The organism is Microvirga sp. 2TAF3, assembly GCF_052114965.1.
Taxonomy (GTDB): Bacteria; Pseudomonadota; Alphaproteobacteria; order Rhizobiales; family Beijerinckiaceae; genus Microvirga.
Genome location: NZ_JBFRFT010000013.1, coordinates 50,458 through 73,488, shown reverse-complemented (window position 1 = coordinate 73,488; position 23,031 = coordinate 50,458). Strand labels below are relative to the sequence as shown.

Here is a 23,031-nt window from a genome sequence, read left to right as displayed (position 1 = left end):
AATGGCCCCGGATGAAGTAAGGCTCAGGTCAGGCAGCAGACTTTTGCCGACGCACCGCGACCTCTTCCATGTGCTGCGCCCGCCATGTGATGAGTTCTCCCAGGCCCTGCTCGAGCGTGGTCGTTGCCACGAAACCGATCTCCTCGGCAGCGCGCTTCGGGCAACCGATGCGGTTCCGAACAAGCGTCGCCTGGCTCCGGGGCGCGAACTGGACCTTTTGATCGGAGCCCGTCAGGCGAAGAAGCATCTCGGCGAGTTCCTTGAGGGAAGTGCGCCGACCCGTACCGACATTGTAGAAGCGATCCGTCGCATCAGCTTTCATGGCGCATACGTTGGCGCGGCCGCAATCGCGAACCGAGACGAAATCGAAGGCTTCGGTACCATCGCCGAGGATCGTCGGCCCTTCACCCCGATCGATGGCATCGAGCATCTTCATGATGACGGCAATGTAGGCCCCACGGTAATCCTGCCGAGGCCCATAGACGTTCATGTACCGCATTCCGACGTAGTCAAGGCCGTAGCGGTGATGGAAGGCCCGGACCATCGCTTCTCCGGCGATCTTCGTGGCGCCATAGAAGTTCTTGTTATTGAATGGATGGTCCTCGGACATCGGCTCCTCGACAGCATCGCCGTAAACGGACGCAGATGACGAGTAGACGAGACGTTTTACCCCGTTCTTCACACATGCGTCGATCACGTTGAAGGTTCCCTCAACGTTCACGCGGAACGCCGACTGGGGGTATTCGTGACATTGCAGGAGCCAGAGCGCGGCAAGATGGAAGACACCGTCGGCGTCCTTCAGCGCTGCATTCAGGATATCGGGCTGGCAGACGTCGCCTCCGACGTCGAAGATCTTCACGCGCGGATCGCGAAGGGAATCGGCAAGGTTCTCGACGGTCCCCCGGACAAAATTGTCGTATATGAGAATCTGGCCGACATCCTCCTTTCGGAGTTCATCAACGACGTGCGATCCAATCAAGCCCGCGCCGCCGACCAGAACAAGTTTTTTGCCCCGAATGTCCATTTTGTCACGTCCTCTCGTCCACCTCAAGCAGTCGGGCTCACTAAGCTGCAGTGCCAGTCTTGTCAACAAAGACCTAACATTACCAGGTATTTAATCCTAAAAATCTAGCCCAATAATCGCAGGCCGTAATGCTGACCATCATCCGATAAGCAACAGTACAAGGATTAAGCTAGCACAGCCGGTGCAGCACCGATGACAGGTAGTAACACACGCCCACTAACACCTTCGGCTTTCTGCTCGGCACGGGCGCTCGCACGGTTCCGTAGAGACTCGGGGTGTGACGTACCGTCGCCGGCTATCAAAACCCCGCCGGCGATGATCCGACCGCAGGAATGATCTTAAAGCCTCGGACCTAAAAGTGGCTTCCACTTTTAGGATCATCCGATGCATTCTCCTTTGATGAGAGCATCGTGTGGCCCAAAACCGGTCCACTTTTGCGCACGATGCTCTAGGACAGCCGGAGACCACTTTTGTCGGACCGTGATGAGCGATGAGATCATGCATCACGATCATTACTGACCCTGAGCGCTTGATAGGCTTACGATCGGAAGAGATAGCCCCTGCTCTTCCGCGTGCGCTGCCATATCAGCCCAATTCGACGATTCTATCGCCTCACCTACAACGTTACCCCGAAGCGCTCGCCCCAGATGCCCATGTTGACGATGCGCCAGAGGGTGAAATCGACAGGGCGCCGTCCCTCCAGCATGTCGGAGACGAGAGCGCGGGTGCCTTTGGGCTCCAGCAGATCCGGGTAGCGCTTGAGGGTTGCCTCGACACCATCCAAGATCATGCCCTTGAGAGGGCCACGGAACCAGATCTCCTCCGGTGTGGAGAAGCCGAGCTTGTCGCGGCGCTCGCGGACGCTCTCCGGAAGGGTATGGCTCATGGCCCGGCGCAGCACCCGCTTCGTGTCGGCGCGTACGATCTTGTGCGAATTGCCGAGGGCAAGATTGAACTCGACCAGGCGATGATCGAGGAATGGCACCCGCGCCTCGATGGAGTGCGCCATGGAATTGCGATCCTCCCAATGCAGGAGCATTTGGAGATTGGACGCGAAAGTCAGGACCACGCACAGGGTCGCGATGTCTGTGATTGGCGGGAGGCCGTTGACTTGGCTCGCCACCTCCAGTGCTCCGGGCTGGTTTTGCAGCGGCCGCAGGGCCTCCGAGCCCATCCAGTCGTGATTGACAAGAGCTTGGCGCTGCCGGAGCAGGAAAGTGCGCAGCTGCGGCGGCAGAACCGGCCCGATAAAGCGCTTGAACTGCTCGACGAAGGAGACCCCGTGGATCCGGTCGCGCTCCACCATCGTGCGCAGCAAGGTGACGTAGTCGCGCCGCCGGATCAGGTCCGACATGTAATAGACATAGGAGGAATGATAGCCGGCGAGCTGCTCGTCGGCGCCCTGGCCATCGAGCATGACCTTGATGCCTGCCTTCTTCGCCTCCTCGAACACGCACCATTGAGCAAAAATCGAGGTTGAGCCGAACGGCTCGTCCTGATGCCAGGTGATATCCCCTGCCCGCTTGAAGACCTCTTCGGCGCGGGGAAAGATGTAATGAGGATTGGCGCCGGTTTTGCCGACGACCGCTTCCATGAAGGGCTTCTCGTCGACGCTCTTCTCGGCGTAACAGGCGGAGACTGTGTTGACCCGCGCTCCCTCGCCCTCGTCGGCGAGCATATCCGACATAAGGCAGACGATCGCGGAGGAGTCGAGCCCCCCCGACAGGCACGATCCGACCGGAACGTCGGAGCGCAGGTGCATGCGGACGGAATCAGTCAGCAACTCCCGGAACCGGTCGGCAGCCTCTGCCTCGGAGATCTCAAGCGTCGAGTGGGTGGGGATCTTGTACCACCGGCGAGGTTCGCAGCTCCCGGACAGGGAGCGGGACGCATCGATGGTAACGCAGCAGCCTGCCTGAAGCTGTATGACGCCCTCGAACATCGTCTCGGGTGTGTGATCGCTGATGCCTGAGGCGAGGAAGTCTCTCACCCGGGCCAGATTCATGCGGTTTTCGATCCCCGGCAGGCCGAGAAGCTGTTTGATCTCAGAGGCGAAGGCGATGCCGCGGGGATTGGAGACGATGTAGAGGGGCTTGATGCCGAAACGGTCGCGGGCCGCGAAAAGACGCTTGTCACGAGCATCCCAGATCAGAAAGGCGAACATGCCCAGGAAGCGGTCAAGACAGGCCTCTCCCCACTCCTGATAGGAGGCCAGCAGCACCTCGCTGTCACTGTCCGACTTAAAGAAATGCCCCTTTGCGCGCAGCTCGTCCCGCAACTCGAGGTAGTTGTAAATCTCACCGTTAAACACGAGGTTGAAGCGGCCGGATTCGTCCGACATCGGCTGGAGACCGGCATCGCTGACGTCGATGATGGCAAGACGGCGGTGGCCGAGCGCGACCGGGCCGGCAGCGGAGGCGAATTCCTGCCAGCCTGTCCCATCCGGGCCTCTATGAGAGATGCGATCGATCCGATCACGCTCAGGCTGAAAGCCGATAGATCCGAAGAGTCCGCACATCGTTCAAGTCTTTCGATTGGCGCCGACAAGCTTTGCGCAAAGAGAAACGAGGGTTTCGCTCTCCTTTTGCCAGTTCAACTGGCGGGCCGCCTCCAGTGACAGGCGCTTGTATCGGTCGATGGAAGCCCGGTCGAGCGAATTGATCGCCGCGGCAATGACCGCCGGGTCCATTCCCGAGAAAAGAACCCCGAGCTCGTGCTCTTTTACGAGGCGCGCCATTTCCGGCAAATCCGAAACGCACAGGGCCAAGCCCGCCATCGTATATTCGAAGAACTTGTTCGGAAGGGCGAAGCGATTGTGCCGCGAGTGATCCGGCAGGGCGAAAAGCCCGACGTCGAAGGCATTCGCCTCCCGAACCAAGTCGACCATGGCGACTGGCGGGACAAGCTTCACCCGCTCCGCAACGCCGGCGGAGACAATTGCGTTCTCAAGTCGCGCCTTATACTCCTCCGAAGAGGGTCCCCGAATTGTCAGGCTGAACTCGGGACGCCATGCTGCAACGCTGTGTATGCACTCCTCCAGGCCGCGCCCGGGAGAGACGATGCCGTGGTATAGAACCTCGATCCGCTCGCCCGTAGGGCGGAACGGCATCTCCTGATAGGTAGGGGTGTTGCGGATAACGAGAGGGCGCTTTCTCAGCCTGTACAGTTCCTGCAGACGATCCGCGATCCCGTCCGAGACACAAGTTACAAGGGCGGCCTCCTTCATGCACTCGCGTTCGACTGCCACGGTGACCGGGCGGTGGAGGAGGCGCCAGCGAAGCCGCTCGGTATATTCATCGGCAGCAAGCTCGTGCGTGTCGTAGACAAGTACTGCGCCATGCTCTCGAGCCAGACGGCGAGCAATTGGAAGCGCCGTCCAATCATTGGCAAGCCAGATATCCGGCTTGCGGTCCGCACCCAGCTGATAGAGATCATCAAAGCGGCTATTGAGTCTCCAGAAAGCTGTCTCCCCTGCCTTGGGAAAGAGCCGTGGCGCCTGCATGCGCACCATATAACGCATCTGGCCGAGCCGGCGGATGCCTTGCTTCTTCGCCCAGGACAACCCCGATCGCCGAGCCACAGCCTTACTGATACGGGCCATATCTGGGGCCTTCAGGCCTGCGCGTCTCCCCGCAACGACGACTCGCTTGCGGACGGCGAAGTAAAGCTGATCCGGAGCCAGCGCGAGCCGAACGAGCTTTTGACCCGTTGTCAGTCCGTCAGGCAGGAATTTTGCGCGAGGCGGCGGCGCAATCCGTTCCTCGACGTTGCCATGCTCAATTCTTTTAGGTGGAAGGTTAGCCTCAGTCAGAATCGGCCATGCCGGCGAGGCCGACTTGGAGCCCTCCAAACCAATTCCAATCACATTCCAGCCGGCCTTGCGGAAGGCATCGCCCTGTCGACGCACGCGAGGATCGTCGGCGATTTGCGAAAGCGCAATGATCCCAATCGAGAGGTCTTTCCCAAGTGGATTTTCGCCAGAAACCTGCAAAGAATTACTTTTATCCATGATGAATAAGGGCGTGTCGCTCAGGGTCGAAGCGGAAGGCTCCAGAACAAACCAGATGCAATAGAAGATGAGTTCGGATCTGTCTAGGGTAACGGCTGAGCTACGCTCAAGACTCACGGATTGAGTATAAAAGACGGTTGCCGCGATGAGGAGCGAGGCAGAAGGCGGATACCGAGCACAAGTTTTGCGCCCCTGTAGTTGCCCACCTGCCCGAGAGCAGCAAGATGGTCGGTTTTCCGGTCCCAGTCGCGCAGCACAGCCTTTTAAACGGCTGAATATGAGTCCGATTCAAGGAGGTTTTCGATATATCTCGACCGGCCCACTCAACATAGCTGGCAGGTGCCTAGCACTCCCCGCAGACGGCTCTCCTTTGAAACCGCCGCCTTCTGGATTCAACCCACCCAAAATATCACACGAATAATCTACAGTTTTACTTCTTAAAGCTTTTCACATCTTAAATATATGCCAATCTTTTTGTCGGCAACATGTGTGCGCGTAATTGCAAACCTCTTGCTCAGAGGACAATAGTCTTGATCTCTCCTGGCAACGATCGTCATCTCAAAGCATAACTAAAGTTCACTTTGCGGCACCTTACCCAATCCAGCCAGGAAACAGTTAAGACAGTGCGGAACCATCCAAACAGCCCGTGGTTTTCAAAGCAGAGTTAACCGCTTAGGAGGCTTGTGATGGCGACAGGAAGTTCGACTTCGAAGCGTGGCTTCGCGTCGATGGATGGAGACCGGCAGCGCGAGATTGCGAGCAAGGGCGGGAAGAGCGTCCCGGCCGAGAAGCGATCGTTTTCCCAGGACCGCGAATTGGCTTCCGAGGCAGGCCGTAAAGGAGGCCAGGCTTCAGGCAGCAACCGCTCACCCCAGGAATGATGGCAACCCTCATTATTTAAAGGGGCCGTTGAACGGCCCCTTTATTTTTGCGCTTCACCGCGCGGCATAAGGATCAGCTCTGAAAGGTAAAGCCTGAAAAATTCCGGAATTCCTCAAAGCGACCCTCAATGAACAAGCAATCGCCGACGACGGCCCGAAATTCAGACAAACCGGGCATTGCGAGGACGAGGCCAGCCCCGTCGATCTGCCGCAGAAGGCTGCCGGCAAGGGACGTTATGTAATCTGCAGAAGCCATTCCCAAGGCGGCTGCGGCCTCGAGAGCCAGCTGCGAGCCTGGATCGCGGGAAGCGCCGATCAATGTCAGAAGGCAATATTCATCCGGGCTGCCCTGCCGCGACTTCAAAGGTCCGTAGGTCAGCGGCTGCCCTCTCTGCTGGCCCAAAGCAAAGGCGAGCAGCATGGCATCGGACACGATGGACTTGGCCGCCTGGGGAGAGATGAACCGAGCAAGTTCCCGCTCCGGCTCATCGAGCACGTGGATATTGCACGGGCCTTCAAGGCTATCGAGGGACCGGAACGTATCGATGAGCGGCACGGTGGATGGATGAAACAGAATTGCGACGGAACCTACCTTGGCGAAATGTGCTCTGTTTTCGTCCATGGGCGAACCGACCTGCGTTTTCAAATCTCAGACATGCCTTCCCGCCTCGCCGGCCAAGGTGCTCTGCCGGGCCGGAACAACGAGGTGGCGTCGAAGCATCAGCGGGCACATCACGCCATCCTGTTGGCGGGTTCGCACGATCCCACTCAACATGAAGGCCACCGGGGACTTGTCCCGGGGCGAGGAACTGGACGCAAGACCGGAAAATTCGTCAGGGATGCTCTCCTGGCACAGAATGGCGTCGAGTTCATTGGTCGCTGTCATGGCCTTGCTTTCTCCGCAACTGCGGGGGCAACGTGCCGGGCCAGGACGGGTTCCTTCTGCGGCAATGCGTCCGGAATCGCGCCGGCAAAAATTTTTTGAAATTTTTTGGAACCTACGGTTTTGACGGACGTTATGCCTACAACCGGCTCGAATGCCCCCTGGGCCGGCACCTTTTAAGGCGCGGTCTCACGACCGCGCCTTTTTCTTTCGTTTTTCCCTTCATTTTCAACGAAAAACGGCGCCTGAAGCCCCAGGCGCCGCTTCCCGTCCGGAGAGATGATCGGCGCCAGCCGGTTATTGCTTCGGCGCGGCCGTGCCCGTCACGGCATCGTTTCGATCCTTGTCGAAGCTCGGAGCAGCCTGGAGTTCGGCCTTCGTCATCCGCAGGATGACCCGCTCCGGCTCGTTGTTGGCGCTGTTTGCCGTCGCGCCGGTAGCAGTCGTGGTCGAACCCGTGGCGTTGACGGCATTATTGTTCGTCGCCGTCGAGCCCGTCGTCGAAACATTGTTTCCGGTCGTGTTCATCGTGCTTTTGTTGTTGTTCATGGCGCGCACCTGCTCGCGGGTGGCGAATTCCAGCGAGTTGAACGGAACGGCCACGTCTTTCTCGCCGATCCCCAGGAAGCCACCCACGCCGACCACGGCGGCCACGGCCTGACCCTTGCGATCGACGATGACGTCGTTGATGTCGCCGATCGACTCGTTATTGGCACTGATGACCTTCGTGCCGATCAGGTCGGAAGCCATCATCTGGTCGCCCTGGAGCTGGGTCATGAACTGGCCGCTCATGGCGCCGGCCGGGGCGGCCGACGAGTTCATGGCCGGGTTCGCAGGCGGATTGGTCATGTCCTGCTTCACAGCGGGAGCGCCCGAGGTCGAAGGATTGGAGGGGGAAGTCGAAGTCTGGGCGAAGGCAGGCGCCGCGAAGATGGTGGCGACAAGACAGGCAGCCATATGCTTCTTGAGCATTGCATAATCTCCTTAAAGTAATCCGCATGATACGCCTGAGCGCGTGTCGGTTAAACGCAATCTTGGCAATGTCGTTCCGACAAATATCGATTAAAACGAGGTTTTTTCAATCGCATATTTATAACATTAATAATGTTAACTATGACAGACTAACCAAATAATACTAACATACTTCCAACCATGATTGGACCACTCCCAATTGGAGTGGCCCCTGTCATCAAGATACGCTTGGAAACATTCAGCTTCTGAATTTGTTCCCGCCGAAGGTGAATCCAATCCCGCCTTGGCTTTAGGCTCGACGGTCACTCGCCCTGCGCGCCTGAGGTGCTCGGCCGGCGGAAAAGAAGCGCCAAGGCGCGCCTCAAGGCGAAGGTCCGCGGAGAGAGAACTTCATCGGCCACGAGCCGCGCCCCCTCCTTGCGTCGCGCAAGGACGAGGCGGCGGTTGTGGAACGCCTCAAGCTCCGGGCGATGCCCCACGCTGATCATGGCCGCATGCGGAAGACGCTGGATCATGCGATTCATCAGGACATCCTGCGTTTCCGGATCGAGCGCCGAGGTCGCTTCGTCCATCACGATGATATCCGGCCGCTGGAGGAAAAGCTGCGCGAAGGCCAGACGCTGCTGTTCGCCTCCGGAAAGCGTGCGCTCCCAGGGAACGCCTTGATCGTTGATGCGGCCGGCCAGATGGCCCAGTCCGGCATCCTTCAGGGCGCTGCGGACCTCGTCGTCGGCCAGGCTTTCGGCGGGGTTGGGATAGGCCACCGCATGCTTCAGCGTGCCGATGGGGACGTAGGGCCGTTGCGGCATGAAGAAGAGCTTTGCCCCTTTCCGGATGAGGATTTCCCCCTCCCCCCAGGGCCAAAGGCCTGCGATGGCGCGGATGAGGGTGCTTTTGCCGGCACCGGATTCGCCGACCACGAGCACCCTTTCACCAGGATGGATCTCGACTTGCGTCTCGCCGACAACCGCCGTCCCGTCGTCGAGGGTGACGGATAGCCCGCGAAGCTGAAGGGCCGCCTCCCCGCCCTCCTCCCGCCGAATACGGCCGAGGCCGGGCTTTTCGGCCAGTTCGAGCCGATCCAGGGATACAATCAGCCCGGCGACGCGATTGGCCGAAGCCGTCCAATCGGCCAGTTTCGGATAGTTCTCGACGAGCCAGTTGAAGGATTGCTGGACCGTCACGAAGGCCGTTGAGGCCTGCATGACCTCTCCCAGCGACATGGTCCCGGCCAGATACTTCGGCGAACACAGGATGATCGGAATGACCGGAGCCAGGACGAAGTTACCGTAAGACACCACGGTCGTGCGGAGATATTGCCCGCACAGCTCCCGCCATTGCATGATGACATGGCCGAGCGCGATGCTCAGTCCGCTGCGCTCCTCGGGCTCACCGCCAAGCAGGGCGATGCTTTCGCCGTTCTCGCGCAAACGTGTCACCGCATAGCGGAATTCCGCCTCGGCCTGGTTCTTGCCCTCGGCCACATGGACGAAGCGGCGGCCGATGAACAGCATCGCGACAGTGGTGATGATGGAATAGGCAACGGCCACGAAGACGAGATAGCCGGGGACATGGATCGTCCGGCCGCCCAACTGGAAGGAGATGGAGCCGCCCACGGCCCAGAGTACGGTGATGAAGGTGATTGCCGTCAGCACGGCCGTGGTGACGCCGAAGGCGAAATCGACAGGCGATTCCGTGGCGATGCGGGTATCGTCGGCGATGCGGAATTCCGGGTTCTGATGCTGCCCTTTGACAAGATTGAGCTGGTAATAACGCCCATTCTTCAGCCAGCGGTCGATCTGGTAATCGGTAAGCCAGGCTCTCCATGCGCGCTGGGTCGTCAGCCGCCCCCACACGGAGGCGACATTGAAGGCGACAGCGGCCAGGGCCAGCGGCACGAATAACAAGGCGAGCCACCCGACAAGGGAGATGTCCCGCTTCTCGAGGGCGTTGAAAATGTCACGGTTCCAGACGTTCAGCCGATACTGGACGAAAAGCTGCCCAAGGATGATGGCCAGAAGAGAAAGTGTGAGGAACCATGCCTCACGCTTCCGCAATCCGGTCCAGAATCCCGAAGCCGCTCGCCAGAAGCGGGCGAAAAGCCGACGCCGTTCAAGGGTTGCGCCCTTCTCGTCCACGCTAGTCTCCGATCATCATTGCGCTGATTGTCCTCAGCGGCTCAGCCCCGGAACGAAGAGGGCTTGAGATACGCCAGGCACAGGCTGGGATTTTGGTCGGCGGAGGCCTGGGCCAATGGACTGACGGATGCCATGCAGCCGAACGGATGGGTCCGGCGCTTCTTTTGAGGCTCGTCCTTGGTTTGCTGGAGGCTGGCGGGCGGGTTTGAGGCAGGGTTCTGAGGCTGTCCCTTGGGCGTTTCTGCCGGCTGATTCCTCTTGAAGGAATAGGCCATGTTCGCGAGCGGTTCCGGCCGGAAAAGGATCTCGCCATCGTGGTCCTTCAGCATGAAGGTCGTGCGGGAGCCGTCCAGGCGTTCCATCGTCGAAACCGCCGCTTGATCCATCGCGGGGCGAGGAGGGGCGATCCTGTCTCCCTTGGCAATGAAGGCGACGTTTTCCGTCAGAGCTGCCCGGGCCGCATGGGACGAACGGGCGGAGGCCGGATCGTTCAACGCGCCAGGCACGAAACTGACGGCCAGGAAAGCGCTTCCCGCGGCGCCGATCAGGGTCGCAGACAAGTTGAACATTCGCACCTCCTGTCTCATGCAGCTTGGCCTATTCAGCAAAAACAACGCGACCATATCTGCGATGTTCCTGGGCTTTTGCTTTGCAGAATTAAAAGAACAGGAGTGGAACCTTTATCCTGCCCTAGCGTTCTCAGAGCACCGGCCTCCTGGTCCTCCCCGCATTCCCCTTGTGCATTGGCCGGCACCTTTAGACGGGCTTTCGAGCCCGTCTTTTTTTATTTATCGCGCGCTGATTTTATGAGTCCCTATTACGCGGAATAACCCGAATGCTCCGGGTAAAAAGAATCGCCCGGCCATAAAGCCGGGCGATGATTGAAAGATTACATTGAAAGATTACTTGGAAATATGCTCGGCAAAGCGCCGGATCATCAGGCCGTCGCGCGAATTTCCCGGCGGCGAGCGCTCTGCTGGAAGAACAGCGCCTGGCTGATCACAGCCGAGACATTCGCAGGCTGGAACGGCTTGGCGATGAGGAAGGCGGGTTCGGGACGCTCGCCGGTCAGGAAACGCTCCGGATAGGCCGTGATGAAGATGACCGGAACCTCGAAAGCCTTGAGAAGGTCGTTCACCGCGTCGAGACCCGAGCTGCCGTCGGCGAGCTGGATATCGGCCAGGATGAGGCCGGGGCGCTTGGTCGAGGCAAGCTTGACCGCTTCCGTGCGTGTCCGGGCGACGCCTGTGACATTATGGCCGAGGCCTTCGACGAGAGCCTCAAGGTCCATGGCGATCAAAGGCTCGTCTTCGATGATGAGGATATCCGTTGCCATATCGGCGGCGAGTTCCCGACCGGCCTCGTCGACGAGTTCTCGAACCGTCGCCGTGCTGACGTCGAGGATCTGACCGACTTCTTCCTCCCCGAAACCTTCGAGGCAGGAGAGCAGGAAGGCTTGGCGCGGGAGAGGGGTGATCTGCCCGAGGCGGACCTCAGCCGGAAGATCGCGCTGAATCTGTTCGCTGCGACCATTGACCGACAGGGAATTCCAAATCCGTGTAAAAACCTGAAAAAGCTCGACCTTAACGTTCCCGGACGGCCCGATGGTATCGGGCTCGCTCACGAGCGTCTCGAGAGTGGCTGCCACATAGGCATCGCCAGCCATCTGGCTGCCGGTGAGTGCGCGTGCGTAACGACGAAGATACGGTAAATGCTGGACGACAAGCTGCGCTGTCGACATTCGCTTCCCCTTAATGTGCTTTTTGACTCGTTGTACCGATACGGACCATTCAACTCGACAGAAACAGGAAAGTTCCATTCTTTGGAACCGAAGGCAAGAAAGAGCGTTATTGCTCGAAAATGAATATGCGGATACTGCCAAGATTAGCCGTCCCGTTTTATCCTGTGGGATCGCAAGGGGAATTCAATGACGGGTGAGAAGGGAAACAAGCTGGCTCGGGTTATTCCGGAGGCGTCCTTGGGCGACAAGCTTGCAACCGAACCAAAACTCGACAACGTGAGTCAGAAACGTATCGGCGACCAATTGCGCGCCATGTACGACGAATTGATGCAGCAGCCTGTCCCGGATCGCTTCAAGGATCTGCTGGAGCAGCTCGAAAAGAGCGACAAGGAGAAGGCAAAATGACTCCGGAGCCGGCTCTCCGAGAGGCCCTTCTCGCCGCCGTTCCCAGTCTTCGCGCCTTTGCCATCTCGTTGTCGGGTCAGGTCGACCGGGCCGACGATCTCGTGCAGGACACACTCCTGCGTGCCCTCTCCAATCTTCATCGCTTCGAGCGCGGCACGAACCTCAATGCGTGGCTGTTCACGATCCTGCGCAATCTTTTCCATTCCGAATACCGCAAGCGCCGGCGCGAGGTGGAAGACCCGGATGGGTCCTATGCCAGCCGCCTCAAGGTCCAGCCGGAGCAAAGCTCCCGTCTGGATTTCGAGGATTTCCGCAGCGCGCTTGCAAAACTCCCGCCCGATCAGCGCGAGGCCCTGCTGCTCGTCGGCGCCTCCGGCTTCTCCTATGAGGAGGCCGCCAATATCTGCGGCTGCGCCGTCGGTACGATCAAGAGCCGCGTCAATCGCGCGCGCTTCCGCCTGGCGTCCCTCCTGAATGTGGACGATGTGGACGATCTCGGTCCCGACAGCATGACCCGCGCGGCCCTGCAGGGCATCGGCTAAAGCCTCGGACCTAAAAGTGGCTTCCACTTTTAGGATCATCCGATGCTTTCTCCTTTGATGAGAGCATCGTGTGGCCGCTAAACCGGGGCCACCTTTGCGCACGATGCTCTAGACTTATCTCTTACCTGTCCCCTCGCCATGGCCGATCGTGTCGGCTCGCGCCACAGGGAATTTGGCCCCATCAAGAAAAACGCCGCCCTGTGAGGCGGCGTTTCCGTTTCGGTCGCTTCGTAAGTCTAAAGCGGATTTCGCCCACGCAGCAGGCCGATGACGGCGGAAATGGCGAACAGGACGATCGCGACGAAGAAGATGAGCTTTGCGATCTCGACTGCTGTGCCGGCGATACCACCGAAACCGAACAGAGCCGCGACGAGGGCGATGATAAGAAATGTGACAGCCCAACCGAGCATGATGTTACCTCGCATACTGTTTGATCGGCACCAGCCGATGACATGTAATTAACGCGAAGCGCGACTGTAGGGTTCCGTCATAAAGCCTCATTTGGGGTATTTCTCTTGGGACAAGGAAAGTATTAAAAGGAGGCATTGCCAGTATGGAACTCAAGACCAGACAGTACGTTTCCCACAACACTTGGGAGACAGACCCGATGAATCGTTCCATTGCCCTGCGTGCATTTTTTATGTTTACGATCCTCACGGGGCTTGCGGCCGTTACAGGCTGGGTTTCTCATGCGGAGATCGCAGAGGTTCTTTTTCTGATCGGCGGATCGCTTTCCGCGCTGATGCTCTTCTTCGTATGGGCGACGCCGACGCAGACACCTTCTCTCGTCCGCATCCGCAATCGGAACTGAGTTTTCTTCATCCAGATTCAAGGGCGGCACTCAGGGGCCGCCCTTTTTGGTATCAAGATTCGGTCGGATCGCCGCCATTGGGATGTAGCACCGATCCAGTGACGTAGGACGAATCCTCGCAGGCCAGGAAGAGGAAGCTCGGCGCCACCTCGTTGGGCTGCCCGGGGCGCTTCATCGGCGTATCGGCGCCGAATTTCTCCACCTTATCCGCCGTGAATGTGGACGGTATCAGCGGCGTCCAGATCGGACCCGGCGCGACCCCATTGACCCGGATGCCCTGGTCAGCAAGCTTCTTCGCCAGCGAGCGGGTGAAAGCCAGGATCGCGCCCTTGGTGGCGCTGTAATCGAGTAGTTCGGGACTGCCGCGATAGGCCGTTACGGAGGTGGTGTTGACGATGGCAGCCCCCTTCTTCAGGTGAGGCAGGGCCGCCTGCGTCATATAGAAATAGCCGTAGAGATTGGTGCGGAAGGTGCGGTCGAGCTGGTCCGGCGTGATATCGCCGATCTCCTTCTGCGGATGCTGCTCCGCGGCATTGTTGACCAGGACATCGAGCTTGCCGAACTGCTTGATCGTCCGGTCGACGGCAGCCCTGGCGAAACCGGAATCGCCTACATCGCCCGCAATCGTCAGGCATCGGCGCCCTTCCCGCTCCACCAGACGCTTGGTCTCCTGCGCGTCCTCATTCTCTTCGAGATAGACGATGGCGATATCCGCTCCTTCCCTGGCGAAGAGAACCGATACCGCGCGTCCGATGCCGCTGTCTCCGCCTGTGATCAGGGCGACCTTGTCCTTGAGCCGGTCGCTGCCCGGATAGCGCGGCTCATAATCGGGTCTGGGACGCATCTCGGCCTCGCGGCCGGGTTGTCTGTCCTGCGTCTGGGAAGGGAGCGTCTTGGTGTATTCGGAACTCATGGCATCATCCGCTCAAGAAGGACGCGGTCCGCCGGACCGGCAATGTCACGAAGAAAAGCCAGGCTCAAGAAAAAGCCCGCGCTGGGTTTCAACGCGGGCCTGTTGGGCGTGTTCCTGTAAGGCAAATTCGAGACTTCGATCAGGTCGCCTTAAGATTTGATCGAAGTCCCGTCTTTTGATTTGGCATGATCCGGCAAACCGGATTCCACTTTGCCGGATCATGCCCTATTCAGCCGGCTGCGCCTGCTCGGCGGGCGCCGCGTGTCCCACATGGAGAATGTGGTAGAGGATGATGGCGCCGAAGGTCGCCGTGCCGATGCCGTCGAGGGTGAAGCCCCCGAGCGTCAGCTTGAAGTTGCCCGCGCCGAGCACGAGAGCCACCGCCACGGTGATGAGGTTGCGCGGGTTCGAGAAATCGACCCGGTTCTCCACCCAGATGCGGCCCGCCGTCGCGGCGATGAGGCCGAAGACGACGATCGACAGACCGCCGAGCACCGGTCCCGGAATCGTGCCGATGAAGGCGCCGAATTTCGGCGACAGCCCCAGGATCAGCGCGATCGCGGCGGCCACGAGGAAGATCAGCGTCGAATAGATGCGGGTTACCGCCATGACGCCCATGTTCTCGGCATAGGTGGTCATGCCCGTGCCCCCGGCGGAGCCGGACAGCATGGTGGCAAGACCGTCGCCCATGAAGGCGCGCCCGAGATAGGGGTCGAGGTTGCGGCCCGTCATCGCGCCGATGGCTTTGATATGCCCGAGGTTCTCGGCCACGAGAATGAGCGCGACGGGCGCGATCAGGCTGATCGCCCGCGTGTCGAAGACCGGGCTGTGGAAGGTCGGCAGGCCGAACCAGGCGGCCTGAGCGACCTTCGAGAAATCGATGGGCTGGCCAAGGCCGAGAATGTTCGCGCAGATGTAATAGATGAAATACCCGACTGCGCCGCCGATCAGGACCGGCAGCCGGCGCGCCATGCCGGGCGCATAGACCGCGACGAGACCGACCCCGATGACCGTGGTCAGCGCGATCCAGCGGGCGAAATCCGTGCCGGCCTGATTGTCCGGGGTCACGCCCGAAGCGCTGGAAATGGCGATGGGAGCCAGCACGAGGCCGATGGCCGCGACGATGGCGCCGGTGACGACCGGCGGCATGAGCCGCTCGACCCAGCGGTGACCTGCCATCTGGACGACGAGGCCGATCAGGAAGTAGAGCGCGCCGGCCGCGATGATGCCGCCCAGCGCGAGGCCGATATTGGGATTGGGGCTGCCGACCGTCGCGCCTGTCGCGACCAGCACCGGGCCGATGAAGGCGAAGCTCGATCCGAGATAGCTCGGCACGCGCCCGCCGACGACCAGGAAGAAGATCAGCGTGGCGATGCCGGAGAACAGGATCGATACGTTCGGGTCGAACCCCATCAGGATGGGCGCGAGCACCGTCGCGCCGAACATGGCGACGACATGCTGCAGGCCGACGATGATGGTCTGCCCCGTAGGCAGCCGCTCGTCCGGCATGATGACGCCTTCGGTCTTCAGCGTCCAACGTGGCAAGTAACTGTCGGCCATGACTTATCCCCCAAGCAGTGCCGTTTGACATTTTACCGTAGCGTCGGAACGGGTGAAATGGCTAGCTCCGGAAAGGACTTATTAACCGGCTCAATTCATCCGGCGGCAGGCGGGGATGGCAATTTACCCTTGGGAAGGATCCAGGTTTCGTCTGTGCCCGGCGCTCTTTCTACCGGGCCGGTCCGACATAGTCCGACAGCCCCGCTGCGAGCGCGTCGAACGCGATGCGGCATCGGCGGCTGGCGCGCAGGTCTTCATGCATGGCGATCCAGGTGTCGAGTTTCGGCGCGAATGCATCCGGCATGACGCGGACCAGCCGGGCATCGCGCTTGGCCAGACTGACCTGACAGACGCCGATTCCGAAACCGGCACGGATCGCGGCAAGCTGGGCAAGGTCGCTGTCGGTTCGCAAGGCAAACATCTCGCGATACACCGCGATCCCTCGCCGTTGCAGGCCACGGATGAAGGCGTTTTCCCGATCGAAGCCAATCACGGCATGGGATTCGAGATCGGCAAGGCTGCCCGGAGTGCCGCGCCGGGCCAGATAATCTCTGTGAGCGTGCAATCCCAGTTCGATTTCGCCGATCCGGCGCGCCAGCAACGCCTCCTGGGTCGGCCGGACCATGCGCACGGCGATATCCGCGTGGCGCTGAAGGAGGTCTTCCATCCGGTTCGTCAGCACGAGTTCGACGACGAGGTCCGGGTGTTCTTCCCGGAGCTTGGTCAGGATTGGCGGCAGCACTTCCGCGCCGATCACTTCGCTTGCGGTGACGCGCACGGCTCCCCGGACCTCGCCGCTGCTCCCGGAAGCGGCGCGCAGCATCGCGTCGGAGGTCGCCTCCATGGCCTCGGCATAAGGCCGCATCTCCAACGCGGCATCGGTTGGGGCGAGGCCGTGCTGCGAGCGTATGAACAGCCCGATCCCGAGCGCCTGCTCAAGGGCGTCCACATGCCGGCCGATCGTGGGCTGGGTCAGCCCGAGCGCGCGGGCGGCGCCGGAGAGCGAGCCCTCGCGCAGAACTGCAAGAAAAGAGCGGTAGAGCTCCCAACCGAGATGGATCCGATCCATACATTTATGTATAGCAACCGTGCGAATTTTGCCAATTCCGTTTAGCGTCTCTTTCGCCCATCTTGCTCTCATCACATGAGATTAGGAGCGTGTCATGGAGCAGAAACGGATAGCCCTCGTCCTTGGCGCGACGGGCGGGATCGGCAGCGAGGTCGCGGCGCGCCTGAATCGCGGCGGCTGGGATGTGCGGGCACTCCATCGGAACCCGGCCGAAGCCGCGCGGCGCGGCACACAACAATCCGGCATCACATGGGTGCCGGGCGATGCGATGCGCCGGGAGGACGTGATCGCGGCGGCAGAGGGCGCATCGCTGATCGTGCATGCGGTCAATCCGCCCGGCTATCGGAATTGGGGCCAGCTGGTCCTGCCGATGCTGGAGAGCAGCATCGCTGCGGCGCGCGCCTCGGGAGCGCGCATCCTGCTGCCGGGCACGGTCTACAATTATGGGCCGGATGCCTTCCCCGTCGTTACGGAGCAATCCCCTCAGAACCCGCGCACGCGCAAGGGGGCAATCCGGGTCGAGATGGAGCGGCGCCTTCGCGCGGCGGCCGAGACGGGGATCCGCGCACTGATCGTCCGCGCCGGCGATTTCTATGGTCCGCAGGCTGCGAATAACTGGTTCTCGCAGGGACTTATCAAACCGGGGCGTCCGGTGGACGCCATCACCTATCCGGGCAAGCCGGGCGTCGGCCATGCCTGGGCCTATCTGCCCGATCTAGCGGAGACGATGGTGCAGCTGGTCGAGCGGGAGGCGGAACTCGGCGCCTTCGAGACATTCCATTTCGGCGGCCATTGGGATGCGGATGGCACGGAGATGGTGGAAGCGATCCGCCGCGTCATCGGCAACCCCGACTTGCGGGTGCGCAAATTCCCCTGGGCGCTGGTGATGGCGGCGTCCCCCTTCGTCACGCTGTTCAGGGAGATGCTGGAGATGCGCTATCTCTGGCGCATGCCGCTGCGCCTGGATAATCGCCGCCTCGTCAGCCTGCTCGGCGCGGAGCCGCATACATCCATCGATGTCGCGGTCCGGACCACACTGACAGGCCTGGGTTGCCTGAGCGTTCCAGAGACACAACCATCGACAAACCACGTCGCGGACATCCGCACGTCTTGAGCCCGGTCGAGCGATCCGCGCTCACTTTCGCAGCCTCATCTCGCGGAGGAAAATTTTCTTTGCCTATGGACAAGACCGGCTGACGCCTTCACCGTTCGGGCCCCGCCACGACGAGGACGACGATGCGCAAGGATTTCAGCCTGCCGGAAGGCACCGTGCACAGCCTTTGGATCGACAGCCAGAGCCTGAAGGGCAACCTCCTCGGAGATCCGGCAAGGCGCCGCATCGATGTCTATGTTCCGGCGGGCCATGACGGGCGCGGCCTCCCCCTCCTCGTCGACCTCGTCGGCTACACGGCGGGCGGCCCGGCCCATACGAACTGGAAGAATTACGGCGAGAACGTTCCCGAGCGTCTCGACCGCCTGATCGGGACGGGGGCCATGCCGCCCGTCGTGGTGGCCTTTCCCGATTGCTTCACGCGGCTCGGCGGCAACCAGTATATCGACAGCGCGGCCACCGGTCCGTGGGAGACCTTCCTGACCCGGGAGATGCTGCCCTTCGTCGAGGAACGCTTCGCCTGCGGCGGCGATGGGCGCCGGGGCGTGTTCGGCAAGAGCTCGGGCGGCTATGGTGCTCTCGTCCATGCGCTTCGGCACGGCGGCTCGGTGTGGTCGGCAGCGGCCAGCCATTCGGGCGATGTGGGATTCGAGTTCCTGTATCACCTCGGCGAATTCGCCGGCGCGCTGCGCCACCTCGTCGATCATGGCATGTCGATCGAGACCTTCATCCGCAAGTTCGAGGCGGGACCGAAGGCGAAGGATGCGGATTGGCACACCATGATGGTGCTGGCCCAGGCCGCCACTTTCGATCCCGATCCAAGCCAGTTCTACGGGATCAGGCTGCCGGTCGATATGAAAACCTGCGAATTGATCGAGGAACGCTGGGCCAACTGGCTGCGTTGGGATCCGCTGCGCATGGCGGACGAAAAGCACCATCTCGATGCGCTGCGGAAGCTGAAATGCCTCTATATCGATTGCGGCGATATCGACCAGTACAACATGGTCTACGGCTCCCGCATCCTTCACCGCAAGCTCGATGCTGCCGGCATTCCTCATACTTACGAGGAGTTTCACGACAACCATTCCTCGGTGGATTACCGCATGGATACGAGCCTTCCGCTTCTCGCGAAGGCCCTGACCTGAGGCACCGGCTCAAGCGCCGTCGGGTTCCTCCTCCGTCGGCAATTCGCAATGGTTGTGAATGTGGATCGCGGCGATGGCGGCATGGCCCATGCCGATGACGATCTGGTCGAGCCCGCGCACGATATCGCCCGCCGCATACAGGCCCTTCACGCTCGTCTGACAATGGCCGTCGACGATCAGCCCGCCCGATGAATCGTGCTCGGCTCCGAGCGCCAGCGCGAGATCGGAGCGGTATTTCAGGCCCAGCGCCGAATACAACACATCGAAGCGATGTTCGTGCCCGCCCGCATGAAGGGCGGCGATGCGCTCGTTTTCCAGATCGAGCGTTTCGATGGGATCCTCGATCACTCTGACCCCAAGCTTGTCGAGATCGTCCTGCCGCTTCAGGGGCTTTTGGAGACGTTGGCCGAGGGTGAGAAGCGTGACATCACGCGAATAGGTGCGCGCGATGAAGATGGCTTCGCCCAACCCATGATCCCCATAACCGATCACGGCGATCTTGCGACCCTGAGCCTCGTAGCCGTCGCAGATGGGGCAATAACGCACGAGGCCCCGCTGCACGGCGTTGGGCAGGTCCGGAAGATCGGGCTCGATATCGACACCACCCGTCGCCAGCAGAACGTGTCTCGCCGCGATCTGGCGGCTGCCGCCGCTTCCCTCGATCACGCCGACGAACCGATCGGGCTGCTTGCGCAGGCCGGTCACCATGCCGGCCTCGATGCCGACGCCATATTGTTCGAGATTGGCGCGCTGCCGCGTCAGGATGTCCGGCCCCGAGATTCCATCCGCGAAGACCGGAATGTTGTGACTTTTCGGAATCCACGCCGCCCGCGGCGCTCCGCTGTCCACGATCAGGAAACGGCGCTTCAGGCGCGCGAGATACAGCGCCGCCGTCAGGCCCGCGGGCCCTCCTCCCACGATCAGACAATCGAGAACGTTGCGGTCCGACGCCATGCCGCCCCACCCTTTTGTTGCGATGCAGTAGGCACAACACGCGAGGCTCGGAAAAGATCGATACAAGCCTGAAACGAAAAGGGCGTCGCTCATCGGCGACGCCCTCTTCCCGATCCGTTATAAGCCTTACTCGCTTGCTCGTGTCTTCGGCACGTAAGGCTCGTTGCCGTCGAAGGTGTAGGCGGTCTTGACGGTGGTGTAGAACTCCTCCGCATAGCGCCCCTGCTCGCGCGGGCCGTAGGACGAGCCTTTGCGGCCGCCGAACGGCACGTGATAGTCGACGCCGGCCGTCGGCAGATTGACCATCACCATGCCGGCTTCGGAATTGCGTTTGAAGTGCGAGGCATGTTTCAGGCTCGTGGTGCAGATGCCGGCCGACAAGCCGAACTGGGTGTCGTTGGCGATCTCCAGCGCCTCCTCGTAGTCGCGCGCCCGCGTCACCGTCGCCACCGGACCGAAAATCTCTTCCTGGGCGATGCGCATGCGGTTGTCCACGTTCGTGAACAGCGCCGGGGCGAGATAGAAGCCCGGCGTTTCGCGGTTGAGCAGCTCGCCGCCGGCGGCCAGGGTCGCACCCTCGTCCTGGCCGATACGGATATATTTCAGGTCCTGGTCGAGCTGGTTCTGGTCGACCACCGGGCCGATCTGGGTGCCGGACTTCAGGGCGTCGTCGACGACGAGGCTCTTCATGCGCTCGGTTACGGCGTCGACGAAGCGGTCGTGAATACCGCTCGTCACGATCAGCCGCGAGGAGGCGGTGCAGCGCTGCCCCGTCGAGAAGAACGCGCCGTTGACGGCGCATTCCACCGCCACCTTCAGATCGGCATCGTCGAGCACCACGAGCGGGTTCTTGCCGCCCATCTCGAGCTGCATCTTCTTCATCGGATCGGAGGCGATGCAGGCCTGCGCCACCTTGCGTCCGGTCGCAACCGAGCCGGTGAACGAGATGGCCGAAACCTTGGGGCTGTTAAGCAGCGCCTCACCGACCACGGAGCCGCGGCCCATCACCAGATTGAACACGCCCGCAGGCACCCCGGCACGGACGATGATCTCGGAGAGCGCATGGGCGGAGCCCGGCACCAGCTCGGCCGGCTTGAACACCACCGTGTTGCCGTAGGCAAGCGCCGGCGCGATCTTCCAGGCCGGAATGGCGATGGGGAAGTTCCACGGCGTGATCAGGCCGATAACACCAACCGGCTCGCGGGTGATCTCGATATCGACACCGGGCCGCACGGAGGCGAGCTTGTCGCCGGCCATGCGCAAGGTTTCGCCGGCGAAGAACTGGAAGATCTGGCTCGCGCGCACCACCTCGCCGATGCCCTCGGGTAGCGTCTTGCCTTCCTCGCGTGAGAGCAGCCGGCCGAGCTCGTCCTTGCGGGCGAGGATCTCATCGCCGACTTTCTTGAGGATGTCATGGCGCAGCTGGATCGAGGAGCGCGACCAGCCGGGAAAGGCGTCATAGGCCGCCGCGATAGCCTTCTCGGCTTCCGCCGCCTCGGCGCGGGCGAACTCGCCGACCACATCGGCGGTGTTGGATGGATTGATGTTCGGGGCCGCATGCGTACCGGCAAGCCACTCGCCCGCAATGTAGTTCATGTTCATGTCAATGTTCCGCAGAGGTTTTAAGAAGACCGCGTTGTGCGAGGTTCGTCATGAAAGCGCCCAAACCAAAGGTCCAGGGCTCGCATTCGGAGCTCGGCTTCATGCGGTTAGTCAAGGCGCCGAGCTTCGGCGCCGCGATGGTGACGATGTCACCCGGCTTGTGCGTGAAGCCCATGCCCGGCTCGTCGCGATCCTGCGTCGGCGCGAACATGGTTCCGAGAAACAGCACAAAGCCATCGGGATATTGATGGTTCCTCCCGATCGTCTGAGCCACCAGATCCTCCGGATCCCGGCTGATCTTGGTAATCGACGACGAACCTTCAAGCCTGAAGCCGTCCTCGCCTTCGACGGTGAGCGTCACATGGGTCTGGCGCACGTCGTCGAGGGAAAAGCTCTCGTCGAAGAAACGGATGAACGGGCCGATGGCGCAGGAGGCGTTGTTGTCCTTGGCCTTCGACAGCAGCAGCGCGGAACGGCCCTCGAAATCGCGCAGGTTGACGTCGTTGCCGAGACTGGCGCCGACGATCCTCCCCTGCGGCGTTACCACGACGACCACTTCAGGCTCCGGGTTGTTCCACGTGGATTTCGGATGGAAGCCCGCATCCATGAAGGTGCCGACCGCCGACAGGGTCGGCGCCTTGGTGAAGACCTCCGCATCCGGGCCGATGCCGACCTCGAGATACTGGCTCCAGGCGCCCTGCGCCACGAGCACCGCCTTCAGGTCCATCGCCTCCTTCGAGCCGGGCTTGAGGCGGCTGAGATCGTCACCCACGAGGCGGGTCACTTCGGCCCGGATGGCGGCGGCGGAACCGGCGTCCCCCCTCGCCCGCTCCTCGATGACGCGCTCCAGCATGGAGACCGCGAAGGTCACACCAGCCGCCTTGATGACCTGGAGATCGGTAGGCGCAAGAAGCCAGGGCTTGGCGGGATCGCGAGCATCGGACGGCGTATTGGCCAGAATCTCCTCGAGCGAGCCGATCCTTTCGCCCGGCATTTTCTTCACCGCATGCGCCGGATCGGCCAGGGCGGCGAGGCCGCTCATGGTGGCGCAGAAGGAGGAGATGTCGAACACCCCCTCCTCCCGGATCGCCACCACGGACGGCCCGATGCCCGGACGCCAGACCCGGCCCGCGAGAGCGCCGCGAAAATCGTCTGACGGAAGCACCCTCGACAGGTGTTCCTGGGAAAAAATCTGGCTCATTGGCGATTCCCGCATTCGAATGCGCGCATCTTGCCCCTTCATAACCCCGCTTGTCTGCCCCTTTATAGAG

The 23,031-nt window shown here is 61.2% G+C and carries 22 protein-coding genes; 6 read left to right on the top strand and 16 right to left on the bottom strand.

All coding sequences use genetic code 11. The features are described from left to right. Positions 1–28: 28 nt before the first annotated feature. The 3 genes from AB4Y97_RS14015 to AB4Y97_RS14005 form a co-directional block, all read right to left on the bottom strand. Positions 29–1,024, bottom strand: coding sequence for an NAD-dependent epimerase/dehydratase family protein (locus AB4Y97_RS14015; protein ID WP_441999662.1), 996 nt, complete (start codon positions 1,022–1,024; stop codon positions 29–31). A gap of 616 nt (positions 1,025–1,640) precedes the next feature. Next, a complete protein-coding gene (gene asnB, locus AB4Y97_RS14010; RefSeq protein ID WP_441999661.1) occupies positions 1,641–3,542 on the bottom strand; it encodes an asparagine synthase (glutamine-hydrolyzing) in 1,902 nt (633 codons plus the stop codon). A gap of 3 nt (positions 3,543–3,545) precedes the next feature. Beyond that, positions 3,546–4,625 carry a glycosyltransferase gene (locus tag AB4Y97_RS14005; protein ID WP_441999660.1) on the bottom strand — a complete coding sequence of 360 codons (1,080 nt, stop codon included), beginning with the start codon at positions 4,623–4,625 and terminating at the stop codon, positions 3,546–3,548. 1,094 nt (positions 4,626–5,719) lie between these two features. Between AB4Y97_RS14005 and AB4Y97_RS14000 the strand changes: the two genes are divergently transcribed. Further along, entirely contained in the window at positions 5,720–5,914 is a 195-nt protein-coding gene (locus AB4Y97_RS14000; protein WP_441999659.1) for a general stress protein, read from the top strand. Positions 5,915–5,987: 73 nt separating this feature from the next. On the opposite strand, the gene AB4Y97_RS13995 is transcribed toward AB4Y97_RS14000, so the two are convergent. From AB4Y97_RS13995 to AB4Y97_RS13970, 6 genes are all read right to left on the bottom strand, one after another. Further along, positions 5,988–6,536 (bottom strand): hypothetical protein, encoded by a 549-nt coding sequence (locus AB4Y97_RS13995; protein WP_441999658.1) that lies wholly within the window; start codon positions 6,534–6,536, stop codon positions 5,988–5,990. A gap of 27 nt (positions 6,537–6,563) precedes the next feature. Beyond that, positions 6,564–6,800, bottom strand: coding sequence for a hypothetical protein (locus tag AB4Y97_RS13990; protein WP_441999657.1), 237 nt, complete (start codon positions 6,798–6,800; stop codon positions 6,564–6,566). Between the two features lie 294 nt (positions 6,801–7,094). Then, the gene (locus AB4Y97_RS13985; protein ID WP_441999656.1) at positions 7,095–7,769 is read right to left on the bottom strand and encodes a PRC-barrel domain-containing protein; all 675 of its coding nucleotides are present in this window, start codon (positions 7,767–7,769) and stop codon (positions 7,095–7,097) included. A gap of 302 nt (positions 7,770–8,071) precedes the next feature. Continuing rightward, entirely contained in the window at positions 8,072–9,907 is a 1,836-nt protein-coding gene (locus tag AB4Y97_RS13980) for an ABC transporter ATP-binding protein/permease (protein ID WP_441999655.1), read from the bottom strand. Between the two features lie 41 nt (positions 9,908–9,948). Further along, entirely contained in the window at positions 9,949–10,476 is a 528-nt protein-coding gene (locus AB4Y97_RS13975) for a hypothetical protein (protein ID WP_441999654.1), read from the bottom strand. 368 nt (positions 10,477–10,844) lie between these two features. Beyond that, on the bottom strand, positions 10,845–11,648 hold the full coding sequence (locus tag AB4Y97_RS13970) for a response regulator (protein ID WP_441999653.1): 804 nt from the start codon (positions 11,646–11,648) through the stop codon (positions 10,845–10,847). Between the two features lie 186 nt (positions 11,649–11,834). Here AB4Y97_RS13970 and AB4Y97_RS13965 point away from each other — a divergent pair, with 186 nt between their 5' ends. Both AB4Y97_RS13965 and AB4Y97_RS13960 read left to right on the top strand, forming a co-directional pair. Continuing rightward, the gene (locus tag AB4Y97_RS13965; RefSeq protein WP_441999652.1) at positions 11,835–12,053 is read left to right on the top strand and encodes a NepR family anti-sigma factor; all 219 of its coding nucleotides are present in this window, start codon (positions 11,835–11,837) and stop codon (positions 12,051–12,053) included. After that, positions 12,050–12,595 (top strand): sigma-70 family RNA polymerase sigma factor, encoded by a 546-nt coding sequence (locus AB4Y97_RS13960; RefSeq protein WP_441999651.1) that lies wholly within the window; start codon positions 12,050–12,052, stop codon positions 12,593–12,595. The genes AB4Y97_RS13965 and AB4Y97_RS13960 overlap by 4 nt, the downstream gene beginning before the upstream one ends. 236 nt (positions 12,596–12,831) lie before the next feature. On the opposite strand, the gene AB4Y97_RS13955 is transcribed toward AB4Y97_RS13960, so the two are convergent. After that, positions 12,832–13,005 carry a DUF1328 domain-containing protein gene (locus AB4Y97_RS13955; RefSeq protein ID WP_109596226.1) on the bottom strand — a complete coding sequence of 58 codons (174 nt, stop codon included), beginning with the start codon at positions 13,003–13,005 and terminating at the stop codon, positions 12,832–12,834. 143 nt (positions 13,006–13,148) lie between these two features. Between AB4Y97_RS13955 and AB4Y97_RS13950 the strand changes: the two genes are divergently transcribed. After that, positions 13,149–13,406: a hypothetical protein gene (locus AB4Y97_RS13950; protein WP_441999650.1), complete on the top strand. Its 258-nt coding sequence runs from the start codon at positions 13,149–13,151 to the stop codon at positions 13,404–13,406. 52 nt (positions 13,407–13,458) lie between these two features. On the opposite strand, the gene AB4Y97_RS13945 is transcribed toward AB4Y97_RS13950, so the two are convergent. The 3 genes from AB4Y97_RS13945 to AB4Y97_RS13935 all read right to left on the bottom strand — a co-directional run bounded on the left by AB4Y97_RS13945 (position 13,459) and on the right by AB4Y97_RS13935 (position 16,948). After that, positions 13,459–14,319, bottom strand: a complete 861-nt coding sequence (locus AB4Y97_RS13945; protein WP_441999649.1) for an SDR family oxidoreductase — start codon at positions 14,317–14,319, stop codon at positions 13,459–13,461. 225 nt (positions 14,320–14,544) lie between these two features. Then, complete coding sequence (locus AB4Y97_RS13940; protein ID WP_441999648.1) at positions 14,545–15,879, bottom strand: solute carrier family 23 protein; 1,335 nt, start codon at positions 15,877–15,879, stop codon at positions 14,545–14,547. A 169-nt stretch (positions 15,880–16,048) separates the two neighbouring features. Continuing rightward, positions 16,049–16,948 (bottom strand): LysR family transcriptional regulator, encoded by a 900-nt coding sequence (locus tag AB4Y97_RS13935; protein WP_441999647.1) that lies wholly within the window; start codon positions 16,946–16,948, stop codon positions 16,049–16,051. Positions 16,949–17,042: 94 nt separating this feature from the next. Between AB4Y97_RS13935 and AB4Y97_RS13930 the strand changes: the two genes are divergently transcribed. After that, complete coding sequence (locus tag AB4Y97_RS13930; protein WP_441999646.1) at positions 17,043–18,062, top strand: SDR family oxidoreductase; 1,020 nt, start codon at positions 17,043–17,045, stop codon at positions 18,060–18,062. Between the two features lie 122 nt (positions 18,063–18,184). Further along, positions 18,185–19,204, top strand: coding sequence for an alpha/beta hydrolase (locus AB4Y97_RS13925; protein WP_441999645.1), 1,020 nt, complete (start codon positions 18,185–18,187; stop codon positions 19,202–19,204). 9 nt (positions 19,205–19,213) lie between these two features. Here AB4Y97_RS13925 and AB4Y97_RS13920 read toward each other — a convergent pair whose 3' ends face one another. The 3 genes from AB4Y97_RS13920 to AB4Y97_RS13910 all read right to left on the bottom strand — a co-directional run bounded on the left by AB4Y97_RS13920 (position 19,214) and on the right by AB4Y97_RS13910 (position 22,961). Then, a complete protein-coding gene (locus AB4Y97_RS13920) occupies positions 19,214–20,158 on the bottom strand; it encodes an NAD(P)/FAD-dependent oxidoreductase (RefSeq protein ID WP_441999644.1) in 945 nt (314 codons plus the stop codon). 126 nt (positions 20,159–20,284) lie between these two features. Then, positions 20,285–21,760, bottom strand: coding sequence for an aldehyde dehydrogenase family protein (locus AB4Y97_RS13915; RefSeq protein ID WP_441999643.1), 1,476 nt, complete (start codon positions 21,758–21,760; stop codon positions 20,285–20,287). Position 21,761: 1 nt separating this feature from the next. Next, positions 21,762–22,961, bottom strand: a complete 1,200-nt coding sequence (locus AB4Y97_RS13910; protein ID WP_441999642.1) for a fumarylacetoacetate hydrolase family protein — start codon at positions 22,959–22,961, stop codon at positions 21,762–21,764. Positions 22,962–23,031: the final 70 nt, after the last annotated feature.

Excerpts from the sequence above, each read along its gene's own strand:
- AB4Y97_RS14015 (WP_441999662.1), bottom strand. The coding sequence starts at position 1,024 with ATGGACATTCGGGGCAAAAAACTTGTTCTGGTCGGCGGCGCGGGCTTG.
- asnB (WP_441999661.1), bottom strand. The coding sequence starts at position 3,542 with ATGTGCGGACTCTTCGGATCTATCGGCTTTCAGCCTGAGCGTGATCGG.
- AB4Y97_RS14005 (WP_441999660.1), bottom strand. The coding sequence starts at position 4,625 with ATGGCCCGTATCAGTAAGGCTGTGGCTCGGCGATCGGGGTTGTCCTGG.
- AB4Y97_RS14000 (WP_441999659.1), top strand. The coding sequence starts at position 5,720 with ATGGCGACAGGAAGTTCGACTTCGAAGCGTGGCTTCGCGTCGATGGAT.
- AB4Y97_RS13995 (WP_441999658.1), bottom strand. The coding sequence starts at position 6,536 with ATGGACGAAAACAGAGCACATTTCGCCAAGGTAGGTTCCGTCGCAATT.
- AB4Y97_RS13990 (WP_441999657.1), bottom strand. The coding sequence starts at position 6,800 with ATGACAGCGACCAATGAACTCGACGCCATTCTGTGCCAGGAGAGCATC.
- AB4Y97_RS13985 (WP_441999656.1), bottom strand. The coding sequence starts at position 7,769 with ATGCTCAAGAAGCATATGGCTGCCTGTCTTGTCGCCACCATCTTCGCG.
- AB4Y97_RS13975 (WP_441999654.1), bottom strand. The coding sequence starts at position 10,476 with ATGTTCAACTTGTCTGCGACCCTGATCGGCGCCGCGGGAAGCGCTTTC.
- AB4Y97_RS13970 (WP_441999653.1), bottom strand. The coding sequence starts at position 11,648 with ATGTCGACAGCGCAGCTTGTCGTCCAGCATTTACCGTATCTTCGTCGT.
- AB4Y97_RS13965 (WP_441999652.1), top strand. The coding sequence starts at position 11,835 with ATGACGGGTGAGAAGGGAAACAAGCTGGCTCGGGTTATTCCGGAGGCG.
- AB4Y97_RS13960 (WP_441999651.1), top strand. The coding sequence starts at position 12,050 with ATGACTCCGGAGCCGGCTCTCCGAGAGGCCCTTCTCGCCGCCGTTCCC.
- AB4Y97_RS13955 (WP_109596226.1), bottom strand. The coding sequence starts at position 13,005 with ATGCTCGGTTGGGCTGTCACATTTCTTATCATCGCCCTCGTCGCGGCT.
- AB4Y97_RS13950 (WP_441999650.1), top strand. The coding sequence starts at position 13,149 with ATGGAACTCAAGACCAGACAGTACGTTTCCCACAACACTTGGGAGACA.
- AB4Y97_RS13945 (WP_441999649.1), bottom strand. The coding sequence starts at position 14,319 with ATGAGTTCCGAATACACCAAGACGCTCCCTTCCCAGACGCAGGACAGA.
- AB4Y97_RS13940 (WP_441999648.1), bottom strand. The coding sequence starts at position 15,879 with ATGGCCGACAGTTACTTGCCACGTTGGACGCTGAAGACCGAAGGCGTC.
- AB4Y97_RS13935 (WP_441999647.1), bottom strand. The coding sequence starts at position 16,948 with ATGGATCGGATCCATCTCGGTTGGGAGCTCTACCGCTCTTTTCTTGCA.
- AB4Y97_RS13930 (WP_441999646.1), top strand. The coding sequence starts at position 17,043 with ATGGAGCAGAAACGGATAGCCCTCGTCCTTGGCGCGACGGGCGGGATC.
- AB4Y97_RS13925 (WP_441999645.1), top strand. The coding sequence starts at position 18,185 with ATGCGCAAGGATTTCAGCCTGCCGGAAGGCACCGTGCACAGCCTTTGG.
- AB4Y97_RS13920 (WP_441999644.1), bottom strand. The coding sequence starts at position 20,158 with ATGGCGTCGGACCGCAACGTTCTCGATTGTCTGATCGTGGGAGGAGGG.
- AB4Y97_RS13915 (WP_441999643.1), bottom strand. The coding sequence starts at position 21,760 with ATGAACATGAACTACATTGCGGGCGAGTGGCTTGCCGGTACGCATGCG.
- AB4Y97_RS13910 (WP_441999642.1), bottom strand. The coding sequence starts at position 22,961 with ATGAGCCAGATTTTTTCCCAGGAACACCTGTCGAGGGTGCTTCCGTCA.